Here is a 25,389-nt window from a genome sequence, read left to right on the forward strand (position 1 = left end):
AGTAAGTGGCATCAGGGTTTAGATCAAAACTTAGCGAAGAGAGCCATCGCTACGAAGCTTCCTTATAAAACCAGCGAGCACTGCGAGTAGAATTCCAATTATCAATCCTGCCAAAGTACCTATAGTAACTATAAGAATCTTCTTCGGCTTAATGGGTTGATTTGAAAAAGAGAGTCCCTCGTCTTCCTTGTAGACAGCCACCGCATCAGAATCCACAGACAAACTGGAGTTCCAAGATAGTTTCTCTTGGAGAGTTCTCAACTCAGGAATGAATGGAGCATCTACACTACGCGACTCAAGATTGTTGATTTCAGCGCGCAGCGCCTTAGCTCCTCGCATGTACATCAAGTCACCATCCATGATCGAGGAGAGTTGTTGCTCGGACGCCCCTTCTATTAATGGCGGGCCATCTATCTTGAGCGACTCCGCAATCAGCAATGCGTCCTTCAAACGTGCAATTCTATCATCACGACGGCCCTTCGCCATATTCTGCAGCACGGTTATGCGGCTCTGCATTGCAGCATTTCTTACCTGGAAATCTCTACCTGCACTATCAATAACCTCATGCACGGCCCGATCCGCAGCCAAACGCACGAAAGCTTGTGCCCATGTAGCAAGAACCTCTCGCTTCGTGCCCTCCACAATTACCGTATAACGGTCTGCATCTGGCTTGTTAGCAGGATCAATCTTTACCTCTTTGGAGAACTTCTTATAAAACTCCTCCTGCTCATCTTCGCTTTCCGCTCCCTCACCCACCTGGGGAAGGTATATCTTATAGAAGAACTCTTTTTTATTCTCATCCGAAAGCAGATTGCGCGAAAAGATCGCATAGATACTTCTAACAGTATATGCATCTAGGCCATTCTCCCTTCTACCAACATTGAAACCTTCGATAGACCCAAGAGCAGGAGGCACTACTGCAACCCTATATTCATATACAGGCTTACTCAGATACGCATAGGTAAAAGACCCGATTAATGCAAGAAGAGTAGTCAGAAGAATCAGAACCTTGTTAACCCAAAGCTCCTTGACCAGCTTCACCAGGTCAACCTCACCATCAGCCGTCATCAAAGAAGAATTCTGCTTATTCACATTCAGTCCATCATCAGTCCAATCGGAAACTCTATCAGGGGAAAAGCCCAACAAGATATATTGGACACCACGATCCCCGACAAGTTCTACACGGAAGGTTGTCTTGACGACTTATGATGCGCAAAGCCTGCAAAAACTCCAAAAAACCAACCGAGCAGACCGCCCGCAACAAACACCAATGAAAATAACAATGCACTCGGAATCGCAGGCGTCTCCCACCCCAAGAAGGAAAATTGGATAAGAGCACGATTTTCCAAAGTAAAAATAATTGCCGACAAGGCCACAACCACTATCAGTAGCCCAACAAGCATTCTTTTAAGCGTGCGCATGAATACCTCCATACCAAGCAGGTCAAGCCTCTAAACAGCCTTATTCCGGCTCGTTGACCCGATCCCGCAACTCCTTGCCCGGCTTGAAGTGCGGCACGAACTTGCCGTCGAGGCGTACCGACTCCCCGGTCTTGGGGTTGCGACCGACGCGCGGGGCGCGGTAGTGCAAGGAAAAGCTGCCGAAGCCACGGATCTCGATCCGGTCCCCGGTCGCCAGGGCCTGGGACATTTGCTCCAGCATGGTCTTGATTGCCAACTCGACATCCTTCGCGGACAGTTGCCCCTGATGGGTAACGATCCGTTCGATCAACTCCGACTTGGTCATGGTTTTCCCTTCTTTTTCAAGCGGCTAGATCAGCTCAGGTCTCTTTTAGCATGCTGATCAGTCTTTGAACAGGTCCAAGAAGGGGAAAACGAAAAAGGGCGGCCTAGGCCGCCCTTTTTCATGATGGATCAGAGACTTAGCCCTGATTCTCCATCTGAGCACGGATCAGATCACCGATGGTGGTCGGACCAGCGCTTTCTACTTCCTGCTTACGCAGTTCTTTCATTGCGTCCTTCTCGTCGTCGACGTCCTTGGACTTGACGGAGAGGCTGATGACGCGGCTCTTGCGGTCGATGCTGATGATCTTGGCTTCGACTTCCTCGCCTTCCTTCAGGACGTTGCGCGCGTCTTCGACGCGGTCACGGCTGATTTCGGAAGCCTTCAGGATACCTTCGATGTCGTCGCCCAGGCTGATGACAGCGCCCTTGGCGTCGACTTCCTTCACGGTACCGCGGACGATGCTGCCTTTCTCGTGCAGGGACGCGTAGTTGGAGAACGGATCGTCTTCCAGCTGCTTGATGCCCAAGGAGATGCGCTCGCGCTCCGGGTCGACCGACAGGATGACGGTTTCCAGCTCGTCGCCCTTCTTGAAGCGACGTACGGCTTCTTCGCCGACTTCGTTCCAGGAGATGTCGGACAGGTGGACCAGGCCGTCAATGCCGCCGTCCAGACCGATGAAGATACCGAAGTCGGTGATCGACTTGATGGTACCGGAGATACGGTCACCCTTGTTGAACTGGCTGGAGAAGTCTTCCCACGGGTTGGATTTGCACTGCTTGATACCCAGGGAGATACGACGACGCTCTTCGTCGATGTCCAGAACCTGAACTTCCACTTCGTCGCCAACCTGGACGACTTTCGACGGATGGATGTTCTTGTTGGTCCAGTCCATTTCGGAGACGTGTACCAGGCCTTCCACGCCCTCTTCCAGCTCGGCGAAGCAGCCGTAGTCGGTGAGGTTGGTGACGCGAGCCATGACGCGGGTGCCTTCCGGGTAACGCGCCTTGATGGCAACCCACGGGTCTTCGCCCAGTTGCTTCAGGCCCAGGGATACACGGTTGCGCTCGCGGTCGAACTTCAGGACCTTGACGTCGATCTCGTCGCCAACGTTGACGATCTCGGACGGATGCTTGATGCGCTTCCAGGCCATGTCGGTGATGTGCAGCAGGCCGTCTACGCCGCCCAGGTCCACGAATGCGCCGTAGTCGGTGAGGTTCTTGACGATACCCTTGACCTGCTGGCCTTCCTGCAGCGATTCCAGCAGAGCTTCACGCTCGGCGCTGTTCTCGGCTTCCAGGACGCTGCGGCGGGAAACGACAACGTTGTTGCGCTTCTGGTCGAGCTTGATGACCTTGAACTCGAGCTCTTTGCCTTCCAGGTGGGTGGTGTCGCGAACCGGACGAACGTCGACCAGCGAACCCGGCAGGAACGCGCGGATGCCGTTGACGTCGACGGTGAAACCGCCCTTGACCTTGCCGTTGATGACGCCCTTGACCACTTCGTCGGCAGCGAAAGCCGCTTCCAGAACAATCCAGCTCTCGGCGCGCTTGGCTTTCTCGCGGGACAGCTTGGTCTCGCCAAAGCCGTCTTCTACCGCGTCCAGTGCGACGTGGACTTCGTCACCCACCTTGATGGTCAGCTCGCCCTGTTCGTTGTAGAACTGCTCGACCGGGATGACGCCCTCGGATTTCAGACCGGCATGGACGGTGACCCAGTCACCATCGATGTCGACCACGATGCCGGTGATGATGGCACCCGGCTGCATGTCGAGGGATTTCAGACTTTCTTCAAAGAGTTCTGCGAAGCTTTCGCTCATGTTCATACCTGTAGTCAAAGGCCCGGAAGGGCCCGATTCCGCATCACCAGCCAATGCGGTCAAGTCATTAAATGAAGCCGCAGGACAATTTGCTGGTTTCCTGCTAGCTTCTGATTGCACTCCCGAATGGGAATGCCCAGTTGGGTTGTTCTGCGATGGCGCCAGGCAAGTCGGGAGGCAACCCTCGCCGCACCTGCAAAACGCCACAACATAAGGTCTGGAATATTAGCAACCAGGCCCTGTATCGTCAATTCCCGCGCCGAAACCTCAGACGTCCCAGCCCTGCCGCTCGCAGTGCCGGATGATCGTCTCGACCACCGCCTCGATGCTCATTTCGGTGGAGTCCAGCAGGATCGCGTCATCGGCCGGTTTCAGCGGCGCGACCGCGCGCTGGCTGTCGCGCTCGTCGCGCTCGCGGATTTCTTCCAGCAAGGCAGACTGGTCGACATCCGCGCCCTTCGCCTTCAACTGCAGGTAGCGTCGACGCGCACGCTCCTCCGCCGAGGCGGTGAGGAAGATCTTCAGAGGCGCATCGGGAAACACCACGGTGCCCATGTCGCGGCCGTCGGCCACCAACCCCGGCGCTTCGAGGAACGCCCGCTGGCGCTGCAGCAACGCATCGCGCACAGCCGGTAAGGCGGCGACCTGCGAGGCGCCGGCACCGACCTGCTCGGTACGGATCACATCGGTCACTTCCTCGCCTTCGAGAATGATGCGCTGCCCATGGCTGCCATCGGCGGCGACGAACTGCACATCGAGGTGCGCAGCCAGGACCTTCAGCGCCTCTTCATTGGTCAGGTCGACACCATGGTTGACCGCGGCGAACGCCAACAGCCGATAAAGCGCCCCGGAATCCAGCAGGTTCCAGCCCAGGCGCCGGGCGAGCAGCCCGGCGACCGTGCCCTTGCCGGCGCCACTGGGGCCATCGATGGCGAGCATCGGTACAGCGCCGTTCATCAATTGTTCTCCACGGCGACCCGGATACCGGTCTGGGCACACAGGGCGAGGAAGTTGGGGAAGGAGGTGGCGACGTTGGCGCAATCGTGGATGCGGATCGGCCCGCTGGCGCGCAGCGAAGCGACGCTGAAGGACATGGCGATACGGTGGTCGCCGTGCGCCCAGACTTCGCCGCCACCGAACGCACCACCCTCGATGACGATGCCATCCGGGGTCGGCTCGGCCTTCACGCCCAGGGCCTTCAGGCCGTCGGCCATGACCTGGATACGGTCCGACTCCTTGACCCGCAGCTCTTCGGCGCCACGCAGGACGGTGCGCCCCTCGGCGCAGGCGGCAGCCACGAAGAGTACCGGGAACTCGTCGATGGCCAGTGGCACCAGGTCCTCGGGAATGTCGATGCCCTTGAGCCGCGCGGAGCGCACGCGGATGTCGGCGACCGGCTCGCCGCCGACCTCGCGCTGGTTTTCCAGGCTCAGGTCACCACCCATCAGGCGCAGGATCTCGATGACGCCGACGCGCGTCGGGTTGATGCCGACGTGCTGCAGGACCAGTTCCGAACCTTCGGCGATACTGGCGGCAACCAGGAAGAAGGCTGCCGAGGAAATGTCGGCCGGGACCTCGATATGGGTGGCGCTCAACTTATGCCCGGATTCGACCTTGGCGGTGCTGCCCTCGACCTCCACCGGATAGCCGAAGCCGCGCAGCATGCGCTCGGTGTGGTCGCGGGTCGGCGCCGGCTCGGTGACCGAGGTCTCACCCGCGGCGTAGAGCCCGGCGAGCAACAGGCAGGACTTCACCTGGGCGCTGGCCATCGGCATGTCGTAATGCATACCGGTGAGGCGCTGGCCGCCGCGAATGGTCATCGGCGGACGGCCTTCTAGCCCCGTCTCGATTACCGCGCCCATCTCGCGCAGCGGCTTGGCTACGCGATTCATCGGCCGCTTGGAAAGGGAAGCGTCGCCGGTCAGGGTGCTGTCGAACGGCTGGGCCGCCAGCAGACCGCTGAGCAGACGCATGGAAGTACCGGAGTTACCCAGGTAGATCGGCCCAGGCGGCGCCTTGAGGCCGTGCAGGCCAACGCCATGGACGGTGACGCGGCCGTTCTGCGGCCCCTCGATCACCACTCCCATGTCGCGGAACGCCTGGATGGTTGCCAGTGCGTCCTCGCCCTCGAGGAAGCCCTCCACTTCGGTGGTGCCTTCGGCCAGGGAGCCGAGCATGATCGAGCGATGGGAAATCGACTTGTCGCCCGGTACCCGGATGGTTCCGGACAGGCTGCCGCCCGGCTGGGCCAGATAAATCAGGTCGTTGTTGTGCATGGCGTCCACATAGGCCCGACGGGCCAGGATTTTGCTGAAATGCTCACGGGCTACCCGGGCGCGCGTGAAAACGCCCAACAACTGGTGCCCGTCCCCAGTGTCGACGGCCTCGCGCAGCGCGTCGAGGTCGTCACGAAAAACATCCAGTGTACGCAGCACCGCCTCGCGATTGGCGAGAAAGATGTCGTGCCACATCACCGGGTCGCTGCCGGCGATCCGTGTGAAATCACGGAAACCGCCGGCGGCATAGCGGAAGATCTCCAGGTTCTCGCTGCGCTTGGCCAGGGAGTCGACCAGAGTGAAGGCCAGCAGGTGAGGCAGGTGGCTGGTGGCCGCCAGAACCTCGTCGTGATGCTCGACCTCCATGTGCTCGACGTCCGCGCCCAGCGCGCGCCACAGGCTGTCGACCAGCGCCAGCGCGTCGGCATCGGTCTCCGCGGAGGGCGTGAGAATCACCTTGTGCCGGCGGAACAGGGTCGCCTTCGCCGCGGTCACTCCGCTCTGCTCGGAACCCGCGATCGGATGCCCCGGTACCAGGTACCGCGGCATCCCGCCGAACGCGACACGCGCGGCACGCACGATATTGCCCTTGGCGCTGCCAACGTCGGTCAATACAGCCTTGCCCAGGTCGAGCTTCGCCAGGTCGGCCAGCACCCGCTCCATCGACAGGATCGGCACCGCCAACTGGATCACGTCGGCGCCGACGCAGGCGCGGCCAAGATCCTCCTCGCAACGGTCGACCACGCCGAGCTCCACCGCCAGGCGGCAAGACTCGGCATCCCGATCCACGCCGACCACTTCCCGGAACAACCCTTTGCTCCGCAACCCCTTGGCGAAGGAGCCGCCGATCAGGCCCAGCCCCACCACCACCAGGCGGCCCAGCTTAGGGGTCGACTGTTGCAGCGGCGTGACCTCAGTCATGCGCCAGCACCTTGCCCAGCGCCTGGAGGAAACGATCGTTCTCTTCCGGCAGCCCGATGGAGACGCGCAGGAAGGTCGGCATCCCGTAGCCAGCCACCGGACGCACGATCACGCCTTCGCGCAGCAGCGCCTGGTAGACCGGACCGGCATCGCGAGCCAGATCCACGGCGATGAAGTTGCCCTTCGAGGGAATCCAGGACAGGCCCAACGCGTGGAAGCCATCCTCCAGCTGCGCCATGCCGGAATCGTTTAGGCGGCGACTCTGCGCCAGGTAGTCATGGTCATCCAGCGCCGCGCAGGCAGCCGCCAGGGCCAGGCTATTGACATTGAACGGCTGGCGCACGCGGTTGAGCACATCGGCCACCGCCTTGCTCGAAAGCGCGTAGCCGACCCGCAGCGAAGCCAGGCCATAGGCCTTGGAGAAAGTCCGCGAGACCAGCAGGTTGGGATGGCGCGCCAGGTAGTCCAGGCCATCGGGCAGCTCGTCGCCCTCGGCGTATTCGATATAGGCCTCGTCCAGCACCACCAGCACCTCCGCCGGCACCTGGGCGAGGAACCGCTCCAGGGCGTCCGCACCGAACCAGGTCCCGGTCGGGTTGTTCGGGTTGGCGACGAACACCACGCGAGTTTGCCCATCGATGGCGGCGAGCATCGCTTCCAGGTCATGCCCCCAGACGCGCGCCTTGACCGCCCGCCCCTCGGCGCCCACGGCCTGGGTGGCGATCGGGTAGACGGCGAAGGCATGTTCGCTGAACACGGCGTTCAGACCAGGCGCGAGGTAGGCACGGGCGACCAGGTCGAGAATGTCGTTGGAGCCGTTGCCCAGGGTCACCTGCGCCGCATCCACCGCGCAACGCTCGGCCAGCTTGCGCTTGAGTTCGAAACCGTTGCCGTCAGGATAACGGGTCAGTTCCGCCAGTTCGGCGCGGATAGCCTCCAGCGCCTTTGGGCTCGCACCCAGCGGGTTCTCGTTGCTGGCGAGCTTGACGATCGCCGCAGGGTCGATGCCCAGCTCGCGGGCCAGTTCGTCCACCGGCTTGCCAGGGACGTAGGGCGACAGCTTTTGCACCCCCGGCTGGGCCAGGGCAAGGAAATCGGACATGGATAGTTCAGCCTCGACGCGGGACGGGGCATTCATCGATGACCCGTCTCTTCGGAATGACAGCGCGCTCAGAGCACCGCTTTCGGATAGGAGCCCAGGACCTTCAGGGCGACGGCTTCCTGGCCGATCTTCTCCAGGACATCCTTGATCAGCGGTTCTTTATGGTGGCCGACGAAATCGATGAAGAACACGTAGGTCCATTTGCCGCTGCGCGACGGGCGGGTTTCGATGCGGGTCAGGTCGATACCGTTGTTGTGGAACGGTACCAGCAGCTCGTGCAGGGCTCCCGGCTTGTTGCGCATGGAAACGATGATCGAGGTCTTGTCGTCGCCGGTCGGCGGAACCTCCTGGTTGCCGATGATCAGGAAGCGCGTGGAGTTGTCCGGGCGGTCCTCGATCTTCTCGTGCAGCTTGCTCAGGTCGTACAGGCTGGCCGCCATGTCGCCGGCGATCGCTGCCGAATTCCACTCGCTCTTCACCCGCTTGGCCGCGTCGGCGTTGCTCGACACCGCCACCCGCTCGACGCTCGGGTAGTGCGAGTCCAGCCACTTGCGACATTGCGCGAGGGATTGGGCATGGGAATAGATCCGGGTGATGTTGTCGGTCTTGGTGGTTTCGCCGACCAGCAGGTGATGGTGGATACGCAGCTCGACTTCGCCGCAGATCACCATGTCGTGCTCGAGGAAGCTGTCGAGGGTATGGTTGACCGCCCCCTCGGTGGAGTTTTCCACAGGCACCACGCCGAAGTTCACCGCGCCGGCAGCGACCTCGCGGAACACCTCGTCGATCGCCGCCATCGGCGTGCTGATCACCGCGTTGCCGAAATGCTTGAGCGCCGCGGCCTGGGTAAAGGTGCCCTCGGGTCCGAGATAGGCCACTTTCAGCGGCTGCTCGAGCGCCAGGCAGGACGACATGATCTCGCGGAACAGCCGCGCGACCTCTTCGTTGTCCAGCGGCCCCTTGTTCAATTGCATGATGTGCTTGAGCACCCAGGCTTCGCGCTCGGGACGGTAGAACACCGGCGCCTCGCCCTCGCCCAGGGTCTGGGTCTTCACTCGCGCCACGTCCTGGGCGCAACGGGCACGCTCGCTGATCAGCTCGAGCAACTTCTCGTCGAGGCTGTCGATGCGCAGGCGCAAGGCCTTGAGCTGGTCCTGATCCGCCATCAGCCGTGCTCCTTCTCGAACTCCGCCATGTATGCGACCAGCGCCTCGACCGCGTCCAGGCCAAGGGCGTTGTAGATGGAAGCGCGCATGCCGCCGACCGAGCGGTGGCCTTTCAGGTTGAGCAGCCCGCGCGCCTCGGCGCCTTCCAGGAACGGCTTGTCGAGACGCTCGTCGGCCAGGCGGAACGGCACGTTCATCCAGGAGCGGGCGCTCGGCTGGATCGGGTTGGTGTAAAAGTCGCTGGCATCGATGGTCTTGTACAGCAGGTCCTTCTTGGCGCGGTTGCGCTGCTCCATCGCGGTCACCCCGCCCTGCTCCTTCAGCCATTCGAAGACCAGGCCGGACAGGTACCAGGAGTAGGTCGCCGGGGTGTTGTACATGGAACCGTTGTCCGCGGCGATCTTGTAGTTGAGCATGGTCGGGCAGACGCTGCGGGCGCGGCCGAGCAGGTCTTCGCGAACGATCACCACCACCAGGCCGGACGGGCCGATGTTCTTCTGCGCCCCGGCATAGATCAGGCCGAAGCGGGACACGTCGAGCGGGCGCGAGAGGATATCGGAGGACATGTCGGTGACCAGCGGCACGTCGCCGGTCTCGGGAATCCAGTCGAACTCGAGGCCGCCGATGGTCTCGTTGGAGGCGTAGTGCACATAGGCCGCGTCCTTGGTCAGCGTCCACTCGTTCTGACCCGGAATGGCGAAGTAATCGTACTCCTTGGCGCTGGCCGCGACATTCACTGTGCCATAGCGACGAGCCTCCTCGATGGCCTTCTTCGACCAGATACCGGTATCGATATAGTCGGCGACGCCATCTTCGGGCAGCAGGTTCAGCGGAATCTCGGCGAACTGCTGGCTGGCGCCGCCCTGCAGGAACAGCACCTTGTAGTCCGAGGGAATGTCGAGCAGGTCGCGCAGGTCCTGCTCGGCCTTGCTGGCGATGGCCACGTAGTCATCACTACGGTGGCTCATTTCCATGACCGAAAGGCCCTTGCCCCGCCAGTCGAGAAGCTCGGCCTGGGCACGTTGCAGAACTGCGTCGGGAAGCGCCGCGGGACCGGCGCAGAAATTGAAGGCTCGCTTGCTCACATCCACTCTCGCTATAGGTAGGGCGGATAGCCGTGAGTTATCCGCCGACGTCATCGGCCGGGCGGGCGCAGGCGCCCGCCCCGAGCCTTACTCTTCGTTGCCTTCCGCTTCCGCCGCGGGCTCGGACTCGGACTCGGCCGACTCGCCCAGAGATTCGGCAGCTTCCTCGCCCTCGGGCAGGTCCTCGTCATCTCCGCCCGACGGCTCCTGGACACGCTCCAGACCGACCAGTACCTCGTCGCTGGCGAGCTTGATCAGGGTTACGCCCTGGGTATTGCGGCCGGACAGGGAGACTTCGTCGACACGCGTCCGCACCAGGGTGCCCTGGTCGGAAATCAGCATGATCTCCTCGCCTTCCTGGACCTGTACCGCGGCGATCAGCGCGCCGTTGCGCTCGTTGGTGACCATGGCGATCACCCCCTGGCCGCCACGGCCGCGACGCGGGAACTTGCTCAGCGGGGTACGCTTGCCGAAGCCGCGCTCGGAGGCGGTGAGGATCTGCGCCCCGGACTCCGGAATCAGCATGGAGATCAGCTGCTGCCCCTTGCCCAGGCGCATGCCACGTACGCCGCGGGCGTTGCGGCCCATGATGCGCACCACGCTCTCGGCGAAGCGGATCACCTTGCCGGCACTGGAGAACAGCATGACTTCCTTGGCGCCATCGGTGATCGCGGCGGCGATCAGGGTGTCGCCCTCTTCCAGCTTGAGCGCGATCAGGCCGCTGCTGCGCGGACGGCTGAACTGCACCAGCGGGGTCTTCTTCACGGTACCGAAGGCGGTGGCCATGAAGATGTAGGCGCCGGTCGGCTCGGCCACCAGCTCGGCGGTCTCGCCCTCGACTTCCTCGACCTCGGCGGCCTCGACCACCTCGCCCTCGAGCACCGCGCCTTCGGCTTCGTCGAGGTCGTCATCGGCGCCGCCGTTCTGCTGCAGCGCCTCCAGGTCGATCTGCAACATCGCGGTGATCCGCTCGCCCTCGTCCAGCGGCAGCAGGTTCACCAGCGGCCGGCCACGCGCGGTACGCGAGGCCTCCGGAATCTCGAAGGTACGCAGCCAGTAGACCTTGCCCTTGCTGGAGAACAGCAGGAGGGTCGCATGGCTGTTGGCCACCAGCAGGTGTTCGATGTAGTCCTCGTCCTTCATCCCGGTGGCGGACTTGCCTTTGCCGCCGCGACGCTGCGCCTGGTAGGCGGCCAGCGGCTGGGACTTGGCGTAGCCGCCGTGGGAAATGGTCACCACGCGGTCTTCCTCGGTGATCAGGTCGGCGATGGTCAGGTCGACCTGGGAAGCCACGATCTCGGTGCGGCGAGCATCGCCGAATTCGGCCTTGACCGCTTCCAGCTCCTCACGGATCACCTCCATCAGGCGCGCCGGGTTGGTCAGGATGCGGATCAACTCGCCGATCAGGTTGAGGATTTCCTGGTATTCGGAGAGCAGCTTCTCGTGCTCCAGGCCGGTCAGGCGATGCAGGCGCAGCTCGAGGATCGCCTGGGCCTGTTCCGGCGACAGGTAGTACTTGCCGTCGCGCAGGCCGTACTGCGGATCCAGGTCTTCCGGGCGACAGGCGTCGGCGCCGGCACGCTCGACCATCGCTTCCACCGCGCTGGACTCCCAGGCAGTGGCGATCAGGCGTTCCTTGGCCTCGGCCGGGGTCGGCGAACTCTTGATCAGCTCGATCACCGGATCGATGTTCGACAGGGCGACCGCCTGGCCTTCCAGGATGTGCCCGCGCTCGCGGGCCTTGCGCAGCTCGTAGACGGTACGCCGGGTCACCACTTCGCGGCGGTGGCGGACGAACACTTCGAGCATGTCCTTCAGGTTCAGCGTGCGCGGCTGGCCGTCGACCAGGGCCACCACGTTGATGCCGAACACGCTCTGCAGCTGGGTCTGGGCGTAGAGGTTGTTGAGGACCACCTCGCCCACCTCGCCGCGACGCAGCTCGATGACCACGCGCATGCCGTCCTTGTCGGACTCGTCGCGCAGCTCGGAAATACCCTCGATCTTCTTCTCTTTCACCAGCTCGGCGATCTTCTCGATCAACCGCGCCTTGTTCAATTGGTACGGCAGCTCGGTGATGATGATCTGCTCGCGACCGCCGCCCTTCTCCATCTCCTCGACGACGGCGCGGGCGCGGATGTAGATGCGCCCGCGACCGGTGCGGTAGGCCTCGATGATCCCGGCGCGGCCGTTGATGATGCCGGCGGTGGGGAAGTCCGGACCGGGGATGTACTGCATCAGCTCATCGACGGTCAGGTCGGGGTTGTCCATCAGCGCCAGGCAGCCGTCGATCACTTCGCCGAGGTTGTGCGGCGGGATGTTGGTCGCCATACCCACGGCGATACCGCTGGAACCGTTGACCAGCAGGTTGGGAATCTTGGTCGGCATGACCGCCGGGATCTGCTCGGTGCCATCGTAGTTGGGCACCCAGTCGACGGTTTCCTTTTCCAGGTCCGCCAGCAGTTCGTGGGCCAGCTTGGCCATGCGCACTTCGGTGTATCGCATGGCTGCGGCGTTGTCGCCGTCCACCGAACCGAAGTTGCCCTGGCCGTCTACCAGCATGTAGCGCAGCGAGAACGGCTGCGCCATGCGCACGATGGTGTCGTAGACCGCGATGTCGCCGTGCGGGTGGTACTTACCGATCACGTCGCCGACCACACGGGCGGATTTCTTGTAGGGCTTGTTCCAGTCGTTGCCCAGCTCGCTCATGGCATAAAGCACACGGCGGTGCACCGGCTTCAGGCCGTCACGTGCATCCGGCAGGGCCCGCCCGACGATCACGCTCATCGCGTAGTCGAGATAGGACTGTTTCAGCTCGTCTTCGATATTGACCGGGAGAATTTCTTTGGCCAGTTCGCCCATGAGAAGCCTGGTTCCTTTTTCTGGTGGAACTTCGCCGCCTCGATCCTGAGGCAAACGAAGTAGGTCGGCGCATGCCCGAGCAGCGCCAACTCACTACAAATCAACGACTTGAGTCAAGGATTCGCGCACTCTCGAGGCCCCTCCGCGGGGCACTCGAATAACCGTCGGAGCTTACCACAGCCCACGCCCCAGCCCAAGGCAAAGGCCCTGGCGGGGACGACCTCCAGTCGCCTCGTTCAATGCAGGCGCTTGCGGCTCATCAGGGCGGCCATGCGCTCGGCGTCGGGACGCTCGACGACGCCACGCTCGGTCACGATGGCATCGATAAGGTCCGCCGGGGTCACGTCGAATACCGGATTGTAGGCATCGACCTCGGCCGCTACCCGTCGCCCGCCGATTTCCAGCAGCTCGCGACCGTCGCGCTCTTCGATCGGGATGTCCTCGCCGCTCTCCAGGTTCATGTCGATGGTCGAACTCGGCGCCACCACCATGAAGCGCACGCCGTGGTGCATGGCGTTGACTGCCAACTGGTAGGTGCCGATCTTGTTGGCGACATCGCCATTGGCGGTGATGCGGTCGGCGCCGACGATGACCCAGGTGATGTTCTCGGTCTTCATCAGGTGCGCGGCGGCCGAATCCACGTTCAGGCTGACCGGGATGCCTTCGTTGGCCAGTTCCCAGGCGGTCAGCCGCGAGCCCTGGAGCCAGGGCCGGGTTTCGTCGGCGTAGATGCGATTGACCAGGCCTTCCAGGTGCGCGGCGCGGATCACCCCCAGCGCGGTGCCGAACCCGCCGGTCGCCAGGGCGCCGGTATTGCAGTGGGTGAGGATGTTCTGCGGGCTGCCCTGCTGCTTGCGGATCAGCTCCATGCCCAACTGGGCCATGGTCAGGTTGGCCTCGCGGTCGCTTTCATGGATGGAGATCGCCTCGGCTTCCAGCACCGCCAGCGGCTGGTCGCCCTCTTTCATTCGCTCCAGACGGTCGCGCATGCGGTTCAGCGCCCAGAACAGGTTGACCGCCGTGGGTCGCGAGTCGGCCAGCAGGCGGAAGTCCTCCTCCAGCGCGGCGCGCCAGTCGCCGCCCTGCGCCAGGCGCGCGCGGGCGCCAAGGACGATGCCGTAGGCGGCGCTGATGCCGATGGCCGGCGCGCCGCGCACGACCATATCGCGAATGGCCTTGGCCACCTCGGCCGCCGACTCATGTTCGAGCCAGACCTCCTCCTGGGGCAGCAGGCGCTGATCCAGCAACCGCAGCGTACCGTCCCGCCACTCGATCGCCTTGACCCGCTCGGCCGCCAGCAGTCGCTCTCGCATGCACACACCTCTCGCTGAATCACGGAAAAGCTGCGGATTATAACGAGCCCCAGCCGCGGACGCTCGGGTATACTTCCGGCTTCCCGCTCTGCGCCCAGGATGCGCCGCCATGCCCAACGTCCGTAACCCCTTCGACCTCCTCCTGCTGCCGACCTGGATCGTCCCCGTGGAGCCCGCCGGGGTGGTGCTGCGCGATCACGCGCTGGGCATCCGCGACGGCCAGATCGCCCTGGTCGCGCCGCGCGAGCAGGCCATGCGCCATGGCGCCACGGAAATCCGCGAATTGCCCGGCATGCTGCTCGCCCCCGGTCTGGTCAACGCCCACGGCCATTCGGCAATGAGTCTGTTCCGCGGTCTCGCCGACGACCTGCCGCTGATGACCTGGCTGCAGGACCACATCTGGCCGGCCGAAGGCCAATGGGTCAGCGAGGACTTCATCCGCGACGGCACGGAGCTGGCCATCGCCGAACAGGTAAAGGGCGGCATCACCTGTTTCTCCGACATGTACTTCTATCCACAGGCCATCTGCGGCGTGGTCCATGACAGCGGGGTACGCGCCCAGGTGGCGATCCCGGTGCTGGACTTCCCGATCCCCGGCGCCCGCGACAGCGCCAAGGCGATCCGCCAGGGCATGGCGCTGTTCGACGACCTCAAGCACCACCCGCGCATCCGCATCGCCTTCGGCCCGCACGCCCCTTATACGGTGAGCGACGACAAGCTGGAGCAGATCCTGGTGCTCACCGAGGAACTCGACGCCAGCATCCAGATGCACGTCCACGAGACCGCCTTCGAGGTGGAGCAGGCCATGGAGCGCAACGGCGAGCGCCCGTTGGCCCGCCTGCACCGCCTCGGCCTGCTCGGCCCGCGCTTCCAGGCGGTGCACATGACCCAGGTGGACGACGACGACCTGGCGATGCTGGTGGAAACCAACAGCTCGGTGATCCACTGCCCGGAATCCAACCTCAAGCTGGCCAGCGGCTTCTGCCCGGTGGAAAAGCTCTGGCAGGCCGGGGTCAACGTGGCCATCGGCACCGACGGCGCGGCGAGCAACAACGATCTCGACCTGCTCGGCGAGACCCGCACCGCGGCGCTGCTGGCCAAGGCCGTGTACGGCCAGGCCACCGCCCTCGACGCCCACCGCGCGCTGCGCATGGCCACCCTGAACGGCGCCCGCGCGCTTGGCCTGGAGCGCCTGATCGGCTCCCTGGAAGCCGGCAAGGCCGCCGATCTGGTGGCCTTCGACCTGTCCGGCCTGGCCCAGCAACCGGTCTACGACCCGGTTTCGCAACTTATCTATGCCAGCGGCCGCGACTGCGTGCGGCATGTCTGGGTCGGCGGCAGGCAACTCCTCGACGACGGCCGCCTGCTCCGTCACGACGAACAGCGCCTGATCGCCAGGGCCCGCGAATGGGGGGCGAAGATCGCCGCCAGCGACAGGTCCTGAACCGCGGCGGGCCGGCCCGCTGCGACAAACTGACATAGGAAGGCGAACCGCCGCCGGCCCCATCCCTCTGCCAAAGCTGGCAACATGAAGGATTGGATTCCGCCGCGGCGGCCCTTCCCCCAAAGGCTTCACTCTTCAACGGGAACGATTATGAGCAACGTCGACCACGCCGAGATCGCCAAATTCGAGGCACTGGCCCATCGCTGGTGGGACCGCGAGAGCGAGTTCAAGCCGCTCCACGACATCAACCCGCTGCGCGTCAACTGGATCGACGAGCGCGCCGGCCTGGCCGGCAAGAAGGTGCTCGACATCGGTTGCGGCGGCGGCATCCTCAGCGAAGCCATGGCCCAGCGCGGCGCCAACGTCACCGGCATCGACATGGGCGAAGCGCCGCTCGCGGTGGCGCGCCTGCACCAGCTGGAATCCGGCGTCGCCGTCGACTACCGGCAGATCACCGCCGAGCAGATGGCCGAGGAAATGCCCGGGCAATTCGACGTGGTCACCTGCCTGGAGATGCTCGAACACGTGCCGGACCCGGCCTCGGTGATCCGCGCCTGCCACCGCCTGGTCAAGCCGGGCGGACAGGTTTTCCTCTCGACCATCAACCGCAATCCCAAGGCCTACCTGTTCGCGGTGATCGGCGCGGAGTACATCCTCCAGTTGCTGCCGCGCGGGACCCACGATTTCCGCAAGTTCATCCGTCCGTCGGAACTCGGCGCCTGGTCGCGCGAGGCCGGTCTCGAGGTCAAGGACATCATCGGCCTGACCTACAACCCGCTGACCAAGCACTACAAGCTGGCCAACGACGTCGACGTCAACTACATGGTCCAGACCCAGCGGGAGGCGTGAAGCGCATGCGGCTCAAAGCGGTACTGTTCGACATGGATGGCACCCTGCTCGACACGGCGCCGGACTTCATCGCCATCACCCAGGCCATGCGTGCCGCCCACGGCCTGCCGCCGGTGGACGAGCAACAGGTGCGCGACGTGGTCTCCGGCGGCGCGCGCGCGATGGTTGCCGCGGCCTTCGGCCTGTCGCTGGACAGCCCGGAACTGGAACCCCTGCGCCAGGAGTTCCTCGACCGCTACCAGGAGCATTGCGCGGTTCTCAGCCGGCCCTACGACGGCATCCCCGAACTGCTTGCGGCGATCGAGAAAGCCGGGTTGATCTGGGGCGTGGTGACCAACAAGCCGGTGCGCTTCGCCGAACCGATCATGCAGCGCCTGGGCTACGCCGAGCGTTCCAGGGTGCTGGTCTGCCCGGACCACGTGACCCGCAGCAAGCCCGATCCCGAGCCGCTGCTACTGGCCTGTAGCCAGCTCGGCATCGATCCGTCGAGGGTGCTGTTCATCGGCGACGACCTGCGCGACATCGAATCCGGCCGCGACGCCGGAACCAAGACCGCGGCGGTGCGCTACGGCTACATCCACCCCGAAGACAACCCCGCGCACTGGGGCGCCGACGTGATCGTCGACCACCCGCGCGAACTCATCGACGTTCTCGACCGCGCGCTCTGCGACTGCTGATCCGCAGCGCCGCCGACAGACAACGACCCGCCGCCAGGCGGGTCATGCATTCAAAGGATTCGACATGTTCCAGTACTCCGCCCGCCCCGACCTGCTGAAAGACCGCGTGATCCTGGTCACCGGCGCCGGCCGCGGCATCGGCGCCGCCGCCGCCAAGACCTTCGCCGCCCACGGCGCCACCGTGCTGCTGCTGGGCAAGACCGAGGAGTACCTGAACGAGGTCTACGACGCCATCGAGGCCGCCGGCCATCCGCAGGCCGCCGTGATCCCGTTCAACCTGGAGACCGCCCAGCCGCACCAGTTCGAGGAACTGGCGGCAACCCTGGAGAACGAGTTCGGCCGCATCGACGGCCTGCTGCACAACGCTTCGATCCTCGGTCCGCGCTCGCCGATGCAGCAGATTTCCGGGGAGAACTTCATGCGCGTGATGCAGGTGAACGTCAATGCCATGTTCATGCTGACCACCGCCATGCTGCCGCTGATGAAGCTCTCCAGCGACGCCTCGATCATCTTCACCTCGAGCAGCGTGGGCCGGAAGGGCCGCGCCTACTGGGGCGCCTATTCGGTATCGAAGTTCGCCACCGAGGGCCTGATGCAGACCCTTGCCGACGAACTCGACGGTACCAGCGCGATCCGCGCCAACAGCGTCAACCCCGGCGCCACCCGCACCAGCATGCGCGCCCTCGCCTACCCTGGGGAAAACCCGCTGAACAACCCCACCGGCGAGGAGATCATGCCGGTCTACCTGTACCTCATGGGGCCGGACAGCGCCGGCGTCAACGGCCAGGCCTTCGACGCCCAGTGATTCCCCGGCAGCCTCGCCGCCCGGCGAGGCTGCCCTGTCCTTCCCTTCCCTCTTCCCGTCCGGAACTTCCCATTCTTTTTGCATATTTTTCCCACTGAGTGGGAAAGTGGTTTCATTTTCCGGGAAATCGCCTTCACCCTGTGGGTCAAGGAGTTCCCATGTCGAAGCATTCCCCCACCGATCGCCTGCTGCAGATCCTCATTGCCCTTGGCCAGGCGCCCGAAGCCCTGTCTGCCAAGGAGCTGTCGCTGACCCTGGAGCAGCCGCTGAGCAGCACCTACCGGCACCTGAAGACCCTGTTGCGCTGGGGCCTGGCCGAAGAACAGGCCGGCCAGGGCCGCTACCTGCCCGGCCCGGCCTGCCTGCAACTGGCGAAGAAATTCGATCGCGAGGCCTCGCTGATCGGTCTCGCCAAACCGGAACTCAAGCGCCTGGCCGACCTGAGCCAGGAGAGCGTGGCGCTGATGGTGGCCAGCAACCAGCAGGCGATCTGCCTGGAACTGTTCGACAGTCCGCAGCCGCTGCGCTGCTGCTACCAGAAAGGGCTGGCGCAGCCGCTGTTGCATGGCGCCTCGGCCAAAGCCCTGCTAGCGCACCTGGAGGACGAACGGCGCGAGGAGCTGTACCTCGCCCAGGAACTCTCCGCCGAGCGTATCGACAAGCTGGAGCAGGAACTCCGGCTGATCCGCGAACAGGGCTACGCCGTCAGCCAGGGCGAGATCGACGAAGGCGTCTGGGGCATCAGCGTACCGCTGCTGGACAGCCGCCAGCGCCTGCACGGCGCCCTCAGCCTGATGGCCCCCGCCTTGCGCGCCCAGTCGCGCAGCGAACGCTTGCGGCAATGGACCCTCGACGCCGCCGCGCGACTTTCCGCGCGGCTGGACTGACCAACAGGAGTTTCGATGTACCCCGCCCCCGACATGAGCCTCTGGCAAGGCCGGATCGATAGCCAGGAAGGCGCCGACGCGCGGCGCTGGCACCAATGGATGCGCCCCTACGCAGACGACGCCGAAGCGGCCAGCGTGCTGCTCGGTTTCGCCAGCGACGAAGGCGTGCGCCGCAACCAGGGTCGCCAGGGCGCGCGCCACGGACCGCCAGCCTTGCGTCGCGCGCTGGCCAACCTGGCCTGGCACGGCGAGCAAGCGATCTACGATGCCGGCGACATCGTCGCCGGCGACGATCTGGAAGCCGCCCAGGAACGCTACGCGCAACGCGTCGCCGACCTGCTCGCGCGCGGCCACCGGGTGGTCGGACTGGGCGGCGGCCACGAAATCGCCTACGCCAGCTTCGCCGGCCTCGCCCGCCACTTGAGTCGGCATGAGCGCCTGCCGCGCATCGGTATCCTCAATTTCGACGCGCATTTCGACCTGCGCCACGCCGAACGGGCCAGCTCCGGCACGCCGTTCCGCCAGATCGCCGAACTCTGCCAGGCCAGCGACTGGCCGTTCGCCTACTGCTGCCTGGGCATCAGCCGCCTGAGCAACACCGCGGCGCTGTTCGACCAGGCCCAGCGCCTGGGTGTGCGCTACCTGCTGGACCGTCAGTTGCAGCCATGGAACCTGGAACGCAGCGAAGCCTTCCTCGACAGCTTCCTGCAATCCGTCGACCACCTCTACCTGACCGTTTGCCTCGACGTGCTCCCGGCCGCCCAGGCGCCCGGCGTCAGCGCGCCCTCGGCGCACGGCGTGGAGATGCCGGTGGTGGAGCACCTGGTCCGCCGCGCCAAGGCCAGCGGCAAGCTGCGCCTGGCCGACATCGCCGAACTCAACCCGCAACTCGATAGCGACCAGCGCACCGCCCGGATCGCCGCGCGCCTGGTCGACAGCCTGGTCAACTGATCGCCCTTTCGCCCACACAACAACAATAGAGCCCCGCCATGCCGACATTGCACCTGGACGCCCTGTCCACCACCGCCCTCGCCCTGCTCCTGCTCGCCCTCGGCAGCCAATTGAAGAAGCGCAGCCGCTGGCTGACACGTCTGTGCGTACCGTCGCCGGTGATCGCCGGCTTCGGCTTCGCCTTCCTGGTCTGGCTGCTCAGGGATCGCGGCTGGCTCGACATCGGCCTCGACACCAGCCTGCAGACGCCCCTGATGGTGGCGTTCTTCACCACCGTCGGCCTCGGTGGCAGCCTCGGCCTGCTGCGCAAGGGCGGCAAGACCCTGCTGGTCTACCTGTCGGCCTGCTGGGCGCTGGCGATACTGCAGAACCTGATCGGCGTAGGCAGCGCCGGACTGCTCGGCCTCGACCCGTTGCTCGGGATCATGGCCGGCGCGGTGTCGCTGGAAGGCGGCTTCGGCGCGGCGGCGGCCTTCGGCCCGGTTGCGGAAGGGCTCGGCGCCCAGGGCGCGACCACCGTGGCGCTGGCCTCGGCCACCTTCGGCATGGTCGCTGGCGGGCTGCTCGGCAGCCCGGTGGCGCGCTGGCTGATCGAACGCAACCGCCTGCCGGTGCAGGCGGAAAGCGACAATCGGCTGGAAGCCCTCGGGCAGCAGGAGCGACGCCAGCATGCGGCGGCCACGCTGGACGGCAATCTCCTGCTGCGCCTGCTGACCTGCGTGCTGCTGGTGATGGTGCTCGGCTTCTGGCTCGGCGACGCGCTCCAGGAACGCCTGGGCCTGGTGCTGCCCAGTTATGTCGGGGCGATGTTCATCGCCATCGTCCTGCGCAACCTCGACGACCGGCTCGGCTGGCTGCGCATTCCGGACCACGCCGTCGGTACCCTGGGCGACGTCTGCCTGGGCATCTTCCTGACCATGGCGATGATGAGCCTGAAGTTCTGGGAGCTGGAGAACCTCGGCCTGCCGCTGCTCGGCGTACTGTTCATCCAGGTCGCGGTGCTGTTGCTGCTGACGATCTTCGTGCTGTTCCGCCTGCTCGGCCGCAACTACGACGCCGCGGTGCTCTGCGCCGGCTTCCTCGGCCACGGCCTGGGCGCCACGCCCAACGCGGTGGCCAACATGGGCGCGGTCTGCGAGCACTATCGGGTGTTCTCGCACAAGGCCTTCATCATCGTGCCCCTGTGCGGCGCGGTACTGATCGATCTCGTCGCCATCCCGGCGATCACCTGGTTCATCAACGCCTTCAGTTGAACCATGGCGGCGCTCCGCTAGCGGAGCGCCAGCTTTCCGACGAGCGCCTCGGCCACTCGCCAGCAAAACGCCATTATTCCGTCGAAATCTCTCCGAAATTCCTACAGAATGTGGAAACCATTCCTAGGAAAACCTGTCTGTGCCTCTGATTTCTCCGTTCTTCAGTTGGCTGGCACGAAACTCGCCTTAGCCCTACTGTCGCCGTCTTTCGCGCCAGAGGTTCCGCGCATGGCTCCTCCCAAGCAGTCCAATACCATCGATTTCGACGCCGCCAAGCAGAAGCGCGGCCCCCAGCCCGGCGGCAACGCCAGCGGGCCGCGCGCCAGCAACCTGACGGAGTTGCGCCAGCAACTGACCCTACAGTTGCAGAGCAGCCTGGAGGCGGAGCGGATTCTCGGCCTGTTCTTCGAGGAAGTCCGCCAACTGATCCCGCTGGACGCCCTTGGCTACCGCCATCCGGGCTCCGACCTGCGCCTGGAGTTCGGCAGCAGCGCCAAGCATTCGGTGAGCTATCGCCTGAGCCATGACAGCGACTACCTCGGCGAACTGATCTTCCGTCGCCGCCAGCGCCTCGGCGAAGACGAACAACGGCAACTGGAGAGCCTGCTCGGCACCCTGCTGTTCCCGCTGCGCAACGCCCTGCTCTATCGCGCCGCGATCCAGACCGCCCTGCGCGACGCCCTGACCGGCACCGGCAACCGCATCGCCATGGACCAGGCGCTCGGCCGCGAACTGGAACTGGCCCGGCGCAACCTGCAACCGCTCTCGGTGCTGATGCTCGATATCGACCACTTCAAGCGGGTCAACGACCACTACGGTCACACCGTCGGCGACGAAGCCCTCAAGGCCGTGGCGGAAACCATCAAGGACCACCTGCGCAATGTCGACATGGTGTTCCGTTTCGGCGGCGAGGAATTCCTCGTCCTGCTGTCCAGCACGCCGCTGCAGGCTGCCTGCATGGTCGGCGAACGCCTGCGCCAGGCGGTGGAGGAGTTGGACTACCGGCACGCCGGCGAACCGCTGAAGCTGTCGATCAGCCTCGGTTGCGCCGACCTGCGGCCCGGCGAAGGCAGTGACGACCTGCTGCGACGGGTCGACGAGGCGCTCTACGAAGCCAAGCGCGACGGCCGCAACCGCCTGCGCTGCGCCTGAGGCTTGCCGACTCGCCCCCGAAGCGCGGAGCAGGCGCATCGGGCGACGGCAGTAGCGACGGCTCTCACCGGCGCAGTCACGGTTTCCGCCAAGGTCCTGCCGCTTATGGCTGCGCCGGCTCGTCCGGGGCGCCATAGACCTGGCGCAAGCGGATGCGTTTCTCCAGCAGCCAGCCGCTGGTTTCCTTGCCGTCTCGAGCCACGTACATGACGTTCAGCCACTCGCCGCTCGGCTTGTAGACAGTGATGAAGTCGCCGGGAATCACGAAGACCCCGGTGACACAGTCGGCACGCGGCGCGCTGTGGAAATAGGCGCGCCCCTTGTCGATCACCTCGCCCTCCAGGGGCGGACGGAAGTTGTCCTCGGGGCCGGCCGTCGCCTCGTCAAGGCTTGCACAGCTCTGCGCCGGCATCGCCGCATCCTCGGCCAGCCCGGCGACGCTCCATAGCATGCAGAGCGCGATAGCCAGGATCCTGTGCATTTCACCACCTCCTTGTGTGCGGGCGACCATTAGACACCGATTCCCAGGCATGAAAAAGGCCCCCGAAGGGGCCTTTCCAGGGCGCTTTCCGCTCAGCGGCGGAAGCCCGGACGCATACCGTCGCCGGCCGGTTTCGGCCGCCGCTTGACCTGCGGCTTGCGGGCCGCCGGCTTGTCGCCCGTCGCGCTGGCCGGACGCTCGTCGCGCGGCTTGCTCGGGCGCGGCTTGCGGTTGCTCTCGCGGGGCCGCTCGGCAACCGGAGTGCCCTGCTCGCGCCCCTTGCGCTCGGCGCTCGGCTGCGGACCGCGCGCGGGACGCGAAGCCGGCGCGCGACGAGCGGCATTCTCGCCGTCCTCGCGCCTTGGCGCACGCTTGCGCCCGGCTTCCGGACGCTCGCTGCGCGCCAGCGGACGGGCCTGCTTGCGCTGCTGGCGTTCGGCCTTCTCGCGCGCCTTGGTGGTCATGCCCGGCAGCGCCACCGGCTTGAGGCCGACTTCCTCGCTGAGGATGTCGATTTCGCGCTGGTCCATTTCGCGGTAGCGGCCCATGGTCAGCTCGGAGGTCAGGAACACCGGGCCGAAACGCACTCGCTTCAGGCGGCTGACCACCAATCCCTGGGATTCCCACAACCGGCGCACCTCGCGGTTGCGGCCCTCCATCACTACGCAGTGGTACCAGTGGTTGAAGCCTTCGCCGCCCGGCGCCTGCTGGATATCGCTGAACTTGGCCGGGCCGTCCTCGAGCATCACGCCGTTGAGCAGGCGCTCGATCATCTCTTCGGTGACCTCGCCGCGCACCCGTACCGCGTATTCACGGTCCATCTCATAGGAAGGATGCATCAGGCGGTTGGCCAGTTCGCCATCGGTGGTGAACAGCAGCAGGCCGGTGGTATTGATGTCCAGGCGACCGACATTGATCCAGCGACCGGTGCGCAGGCGCGGCAGGCGGTCGAAGATGGTCGGGCGGCCTTCCGGATCGTCGCGGGTGCAGACCTCGCCTTCCGGCTTGTTGTAGATCAGCACGCGACGGACACTCTCGGCGGCCTCTTCGCGGCGGATCAGGTGGCCATCGACGGTGATCGCATCGTGGCTGTCGACCCGCTGGCCAAGGCTGGCCACGCTACCATTGACGTTGACCCGGCCTTCGGCGATCCACACTTCTACGTCGCGCCGGGAACCGACGCCGAGACGGGCGAGGACTTTCTGCAATTTTTCCCCGACCGGTACGTGGGGATTCTCTGGGGTATCGTTCATCTGGGCACCTCCCGGTGTGGCTGGCAACGAATCGAAGGGCGCGCATCATACGCGCTTCGTCAGGACAAAGCACCGTCCCCGGGCGGAAACCCGGACAATCCCGCTAGACTAGGCCGGGTTCACCCACCCCGCCACCCGGAGGCCCCGGTGCACGATGTCCCTCCCTTCAGCGGCGCCAAGCTGGCGCTGTTCTATGGCGACCACCTGGTCGTCTACAAACGCGACGAAAAACCCGGCATTCCCTTCCCCGGCTACTGGGACTTTCCCGGCGGCGGCCGCGAGGGCCTGGAGACGCCTGCCGAATGCGCCCTGCGCGAACTCGAGGAAGAGTTCTCCATCCGCCTGGAAGAACCTCGTATCGAATGGCAGCGACAGTATCCGAGCACCAGCGGCAGCGCGCCCTTCGCCTACTTCCTGGTGGCGCGCCTGGAGGACCGCGAGTTCGAGGCCATCCGCTTCGGCGACGAAGGACAATACTGGCGATTGATGGAGGTGGACGCCTACCTCGCGCATGCCATGGCCGTACCCTACCTGCAGAGCCGGCTCGGCGACTATCTGCGGGAACGCCGGCGCATCGACGAATAACGCGGATGACGTTAGCCGTTCCATGCCCCGGATAATCCGGACGGCATAAAAAAACCCGGCCGAAGCCGGGCATGCCCAGGCGGGCAGTCTCAGTGTCTGCGGTGCTCGGCGAAGCGCTCCAGGGCTTCGCGGCTGAGGCGCTCGACCTGGGCCCAGTCGCCGCGGTCGACCACGGCCTTGGGCAGCATCCAGGTGCCGCCGACGCACATCACGTTGGGTACCGCCAGGTAGTCGGTGAGATTGTTCAGGCTGACGCCTCCGGTGGGGCAGAAGCGGATATCGGGGAATGGTCCCGAGAACGCCTTCAGCGCCGCCGGGCCGCCGCTGACCTCGGCGGGAAACAGCTTGAAGCGGCGGTAGCCATGGCGGTAGGCGAGCATGATCTCGGAAGCGCTGGCCACGCCGGGCAACAGCGGGACTTCGCTGTCCAGGGCGAAGCGCAGCAACTCGTCAGTGCATCCCGGGGTGACCACGAAGCTCGCCCCGGCCTTTTCCGCAGCGGCGAAGGTCTGCGGGTCGAGCACGGTGCCGGCGCCGATGCGCAGGTGCGGGCGCTCCTCGCTGAGGCGACGGATGGCGGTCAGCCCGTGCGCCGTGCGCAGGGTGATCTCCAGGGCGGTCAGGCCGCCGGCGGCGAGGGCATCGGCCATCGGCAGGATGTCCGCCTCGCGGTCGATGGTGATCACCGGGAGGATGCGCGCCTCCCGGCACAGCGTGTCGATGCGGGCGGTCTTCTGTTCAAGGTTGTGCATGGCTACAGCTCCGCCA

Annotated in this window: 23 protein-coding genes; 9 read left to right on the forward strand and 14 right to left on the reverse strand. The window is 64.8% G+C overall.

Going from position 1 to position 25,389, the window contains the following annotated elements:
• Positions 1-30: 30 nt before the first annotated feature.
• From VQ065_RS21815 to mtnA, 11 genes are all read right to left on the reverse strand, one after another.
• Positions 31-1,092 carry a Wzz/FepE/Etk N-terminal domain-containing protein gene (locus VQ065_RS21815; RefSeq protein WP_340080469.1) on the reverse strand — a complete coding sequence of 354 codons (1,062 nt, stop codon included), beginning with the start codon at positions 1,090-1,092 and terminating at the stop codon, positions 31-33.
• An 86-nt stretch (positions 1,093-1,178) separates the two neighbouring features.
• Positions 1,179-1,421, reverse strand: a complete 243-nt coding sequence (locus VQ065_RS21820; protein ID WP_071534085.1) for a lipopolysaccharide assembly protein LapA domain-containing protein — start codon at positions 1,419-1,421, stop codon at positions 1,179-1,181.
• Positions 1,422-1,461: 40 nt separating this feature from the next.
• Complete coding sequence (gene ihfB, locus VQ065_RS21825) at positions 1,462-1,746, reverse strand: integration host factor subunit beta (protein WP_003091441.1); 285 nt, start codon at positions 1,744-1,746, stop codon at positions 1,462-1,464.
• Positions 1,747-1,882: 136 nt separating this feature from the next.
• The gene (gene rpsA / locus VQ065_RS21830) at positions 1,883-3,562 is read right to left on the reverse strand and encodes a 30S ribosomal protein S1 (RefSeq protein ID WP_003091442.1); all 1,680 of its coding nucleotides are present in this window, start codon (positions 3,560-3,562) and stop codon (positions 1,883-1,885) included.
• Positions 3,563-3,829: 267 nt separating this feature from the next.
• The gene (cmk, locus tag VQ065_RS21835) at positions 3,830-4,519 is read right to left on the reverse strand and encodes a (d)CMP kinase (protein WP_003091443.1); all 690 of its coding nucleotides are present in this window, start codon (positions 4,517-4,519) and stop codon (positions 3,830-3,832) included.
• Positions 4,519-6,759: a bifunctional prephenate dehydrogenase/3-phosphoshikimate 1-carboxyvinyltransferase gene (locus tag VQ065_RS21840; protein ID WP_003091444.1), complete on the reverse strand. Its 2,241-nt coding sequence runs from the start codon at positions 6,757-6,759 to the stop codon at positions 4,519-4,521. Before VQ065_RS21840 ends, cmk begins: the two co-directional genes overlap by 1 nt.
• Positions 6,752-7,861: a histidinol-phosphate transaminase gene (gene hisC, locus VQ065_RS21845; RefSeq protein WP_003091445.1), complete on the reverse strand. Its 1,110-nt coding sequence runs from the start codon at positions 7,859-7,861 to the stop codon at positions 6,752-6,754. The genes VQ065_RS21840 and hisC overlap by 8 nt, the downstream gene beginning before the upstream one ends.
• A 68-nt stretch (positions 7,862-7,929) precedes the next feature.
• Positions 7,930-9,027, reverse strand: a complete 1,098-nt coding sequence (gene pheA / locus VQ065_RS21850; RefSeq protein WP_003091446.1) for a prephenate dehydratase — start codon at positions 9,025-9,027, stop codon at positions 7,930-7,932.
• Positions 9,027-10,112 carry a 3-phosphoserine/phosphohydroxythreonine transaminase gene (serC, locus tag VQ065_RS21855; protein ID WP_003111764.1) on the reverse strand — a complete coding sequence of 362 codons (1,086 nt, stop codon included), beginning with the start codon at positions 10,110-10,112 and terminating at the stop codon, positions 9,027-9,029. The genes pheA and serC overlap by 1 nt, the downstream gene beginning before the upstream one ends.
• A gap of 87 nt (positions 10,113-10,199) precedes the next feature.
• Complete coding sequence (gyrA, locus tag VQ065_RS21860) at positions 10,200-12,971, reverse strand: DNA gyrase subunit A (RefSeq protein WP_012613862.1); 2,772 nt, start codon at positions 12,969-12,971, stop codon at positions 10,200-10,202.
• Between the two features lie 236 nt (positions 12,972-13,207).
• Positions 13,208-14,284 carry an S-methyl-5-thioribose-1-phosphate isomerase gene (mtnA, locus tag VQ065_RS21865; RefSeq protein ID WP_003091449.1) on the reverse strand — a complete coding sequence of 359 codons (1,077 nt, stop codon included), beginning with the start codon at positions 14,282-14,284 and terminating at the stop codon, positions 13,208-13,210.
• Between the two features lie 109 nt (positions 14,285-14,393).
• Between mtnA and VQ065_RS21870 the strand changes: the two genes are divergently transcribed.
• The 8 genes from VQ065_RS21870 (at position 14,394) to VQ065_RS21905 (ending at position 22,302) form a co-directional block, all read left to right on the forward strand.
• Positions 14,394-15,728 carry a TRZ/ATZ family hydrolase gene (locus VQ065_RS21870; RefSeq protein WP_340080470.1) on the forward strand — a complete coding sequence of 445 codons (1,335 nt, stop codon included), beginning with the start codon at positions 14,394-14,396 and terminating at the stop codon, positions 15,726-15,728.
• Between the two features lie 150 nt (positions 15,729-15,878).
• Entirely contained in the window at positions 15,879-16,577 is a 699-nt protein-coding gene (ubiG, locus tag VQ065_RS21875) for a bifunctional 2-polyprenyl-6-hydroxyphenol methylase/3-demethylubiquinol 3-O-methyltransferase UbiG (RefSeq protein ID WP_003091451.1), read from the forward strand.
• Positions 16,574-17,254 carry an N-acetylmuramic acid 6-phosphate phosphatase MupP gene (gene mupP / locus VQ065_RS21880; protein WP_019371598.1) on the forward strand — a complete coding sequence of 227 codons (681 nt, stop codon included), beginning with the start codon at positions 16,574-16,576 and terminating at the stop codon, positions 17,252-17,254. Before ubiG ends, mupP begins: the two co-directional genes overlap by 4 nt.
• 64 nt (positions 17,255-17,318) lie before the next feature.
• Positions 17,319-18,059 (forward strand): YciK family oxidoreductase, encoded by a 741-nt coding sequence (locus VQ065_RS21885; protein ID WP_003091453.1) that lies wholly within the window; start codon positions 17,319-17,321, stop codon positions 18,057-18,059.
• 158 nt (positions 18,060-18,217) lie between these two features.
• Entirely contained in the window at positions 18,218-18,946 is a 729-nt protein-coding gene (locus tag VQ065_RS21890) for an IclR family transcriptional regulator (protein ID WP_003091454.1), read from the forward strand.
• Between the two features lie 15 nt (positions 18,947-18,961).
• Positions 18,962-19,897: a formimidoylglutamase gene (gene hutG / locus VQ065_RS21895; protein ID WP_003091455.1), complete on the forward strand. Its 936-nt coding sequence runs from the start codon at positions 18,962-18,964 to the stop codon at positions 19,895-19,897.
• 38 nt (positions 19,898-19,935) lie between these two features.
• The gene (gene gltS / locus VQ065_RS21900) at positions 19,936-21,150 is read left to right on the forward strand and encodes a sodium/glutamate symporter (RefSeq protein WP_003091456.1); all 1,215 of its coding nucleotides are present in this window, start codon (positions 19,936-19,938) and stop codon (positions 21,148-21,150) included.
• Between the two features lie 228 nt (positions 21,151-21,378).
• On the forward strand, positions 21,379-22,302 hold the full coding sequence (locus VQ065_RS21905) for a GGDEF domain-containing protein (protein ID WP_003091460.1): 924 nt from the start codon (positions 21,379-21,381) through the stop codon (positions 22,300-22,302).
• A 103-nt stretch (positions 22,303-22,405) separates the two neighbouring features.
• On the opposite strand, the gene VQ065_RS21910 is transcribed toward VQ065_RS21905, so the two are convergent.
• Both VQ065_RS21910 and rluB read right to left on the reverse strand, forming a co-directional pair.
• Positions 22,406-22,783: a hypothetical protein gene (locus tag VQ065_RS21910; RefSeq protein ID WP_003091461.1), complete on the reverse strand. Its 378-nt coding sequence runs from the start codon at positions 22,781-22,783 to the stop codon at positions 22,406-22,408.
• Positions 22,784-22,875: 92 nt separating this feature from the next.
• Positions 22,876-24,036 (reverse strand): 23S rRNA pseudouridine(2605) synthase RluB, encoded by a 1,161-nt coding sequence (rluB, locus tag VQ065_RS21915; protein WP_023098498.1) that lies wholly within the window; start codon positions 24,034-24,036, stop codon positions 22,876-22,878.
• A gap of 147 nt (positions 24,037-24,183) precedes the next feature.
• On the opposite strand from rluB, the gene VQ065_RS21920 reads away from it, so the two are divergent.
• Positions 24,184-24,621, forward strand: coding sequence for an NUDIX hydrolase (locus VQ065_RS21920; RefSeq protein WP_003091462.1), 438 nt, complete (start codon positions 24,184-24,186; stop codon positions 24,619-24,621).
• 89 nt (positions 24,622-24,710) lie between these two features.
• On the opposite strand, the gene VQ065_RS21925 is transcribed toward VQ065_RS21920, so the two are convergent.
• Positions 24,711-25,373: a bifunctional 4-hydroxy-2-oxoglutarate aldolase/2-dehydro-3-deoxy-phosphogluconate aldolase gene (locus tag VQ065_RS21925; RefSeq protein WP_003112105.1), complete on the reverse strand. Its 663-nt coding sequence runs from the start codon at positions 25,371-25,373 to the stop codon at positions 24,711-24,713.
• Positions 25,374-25,389 lie beyond the last annotated feature (16 nt).

The organism is Pseudomonas sp. KBN10P06128, assembly GCF_037574945.1.
Classification (GTDB): domain Bacteria; phylum Pseudomonadota; class Gammaproteobacteria; order Pseudomonadales; family Pseudomonadaceae; genus Pseudomonas; species Pseudomonas aeruginosa.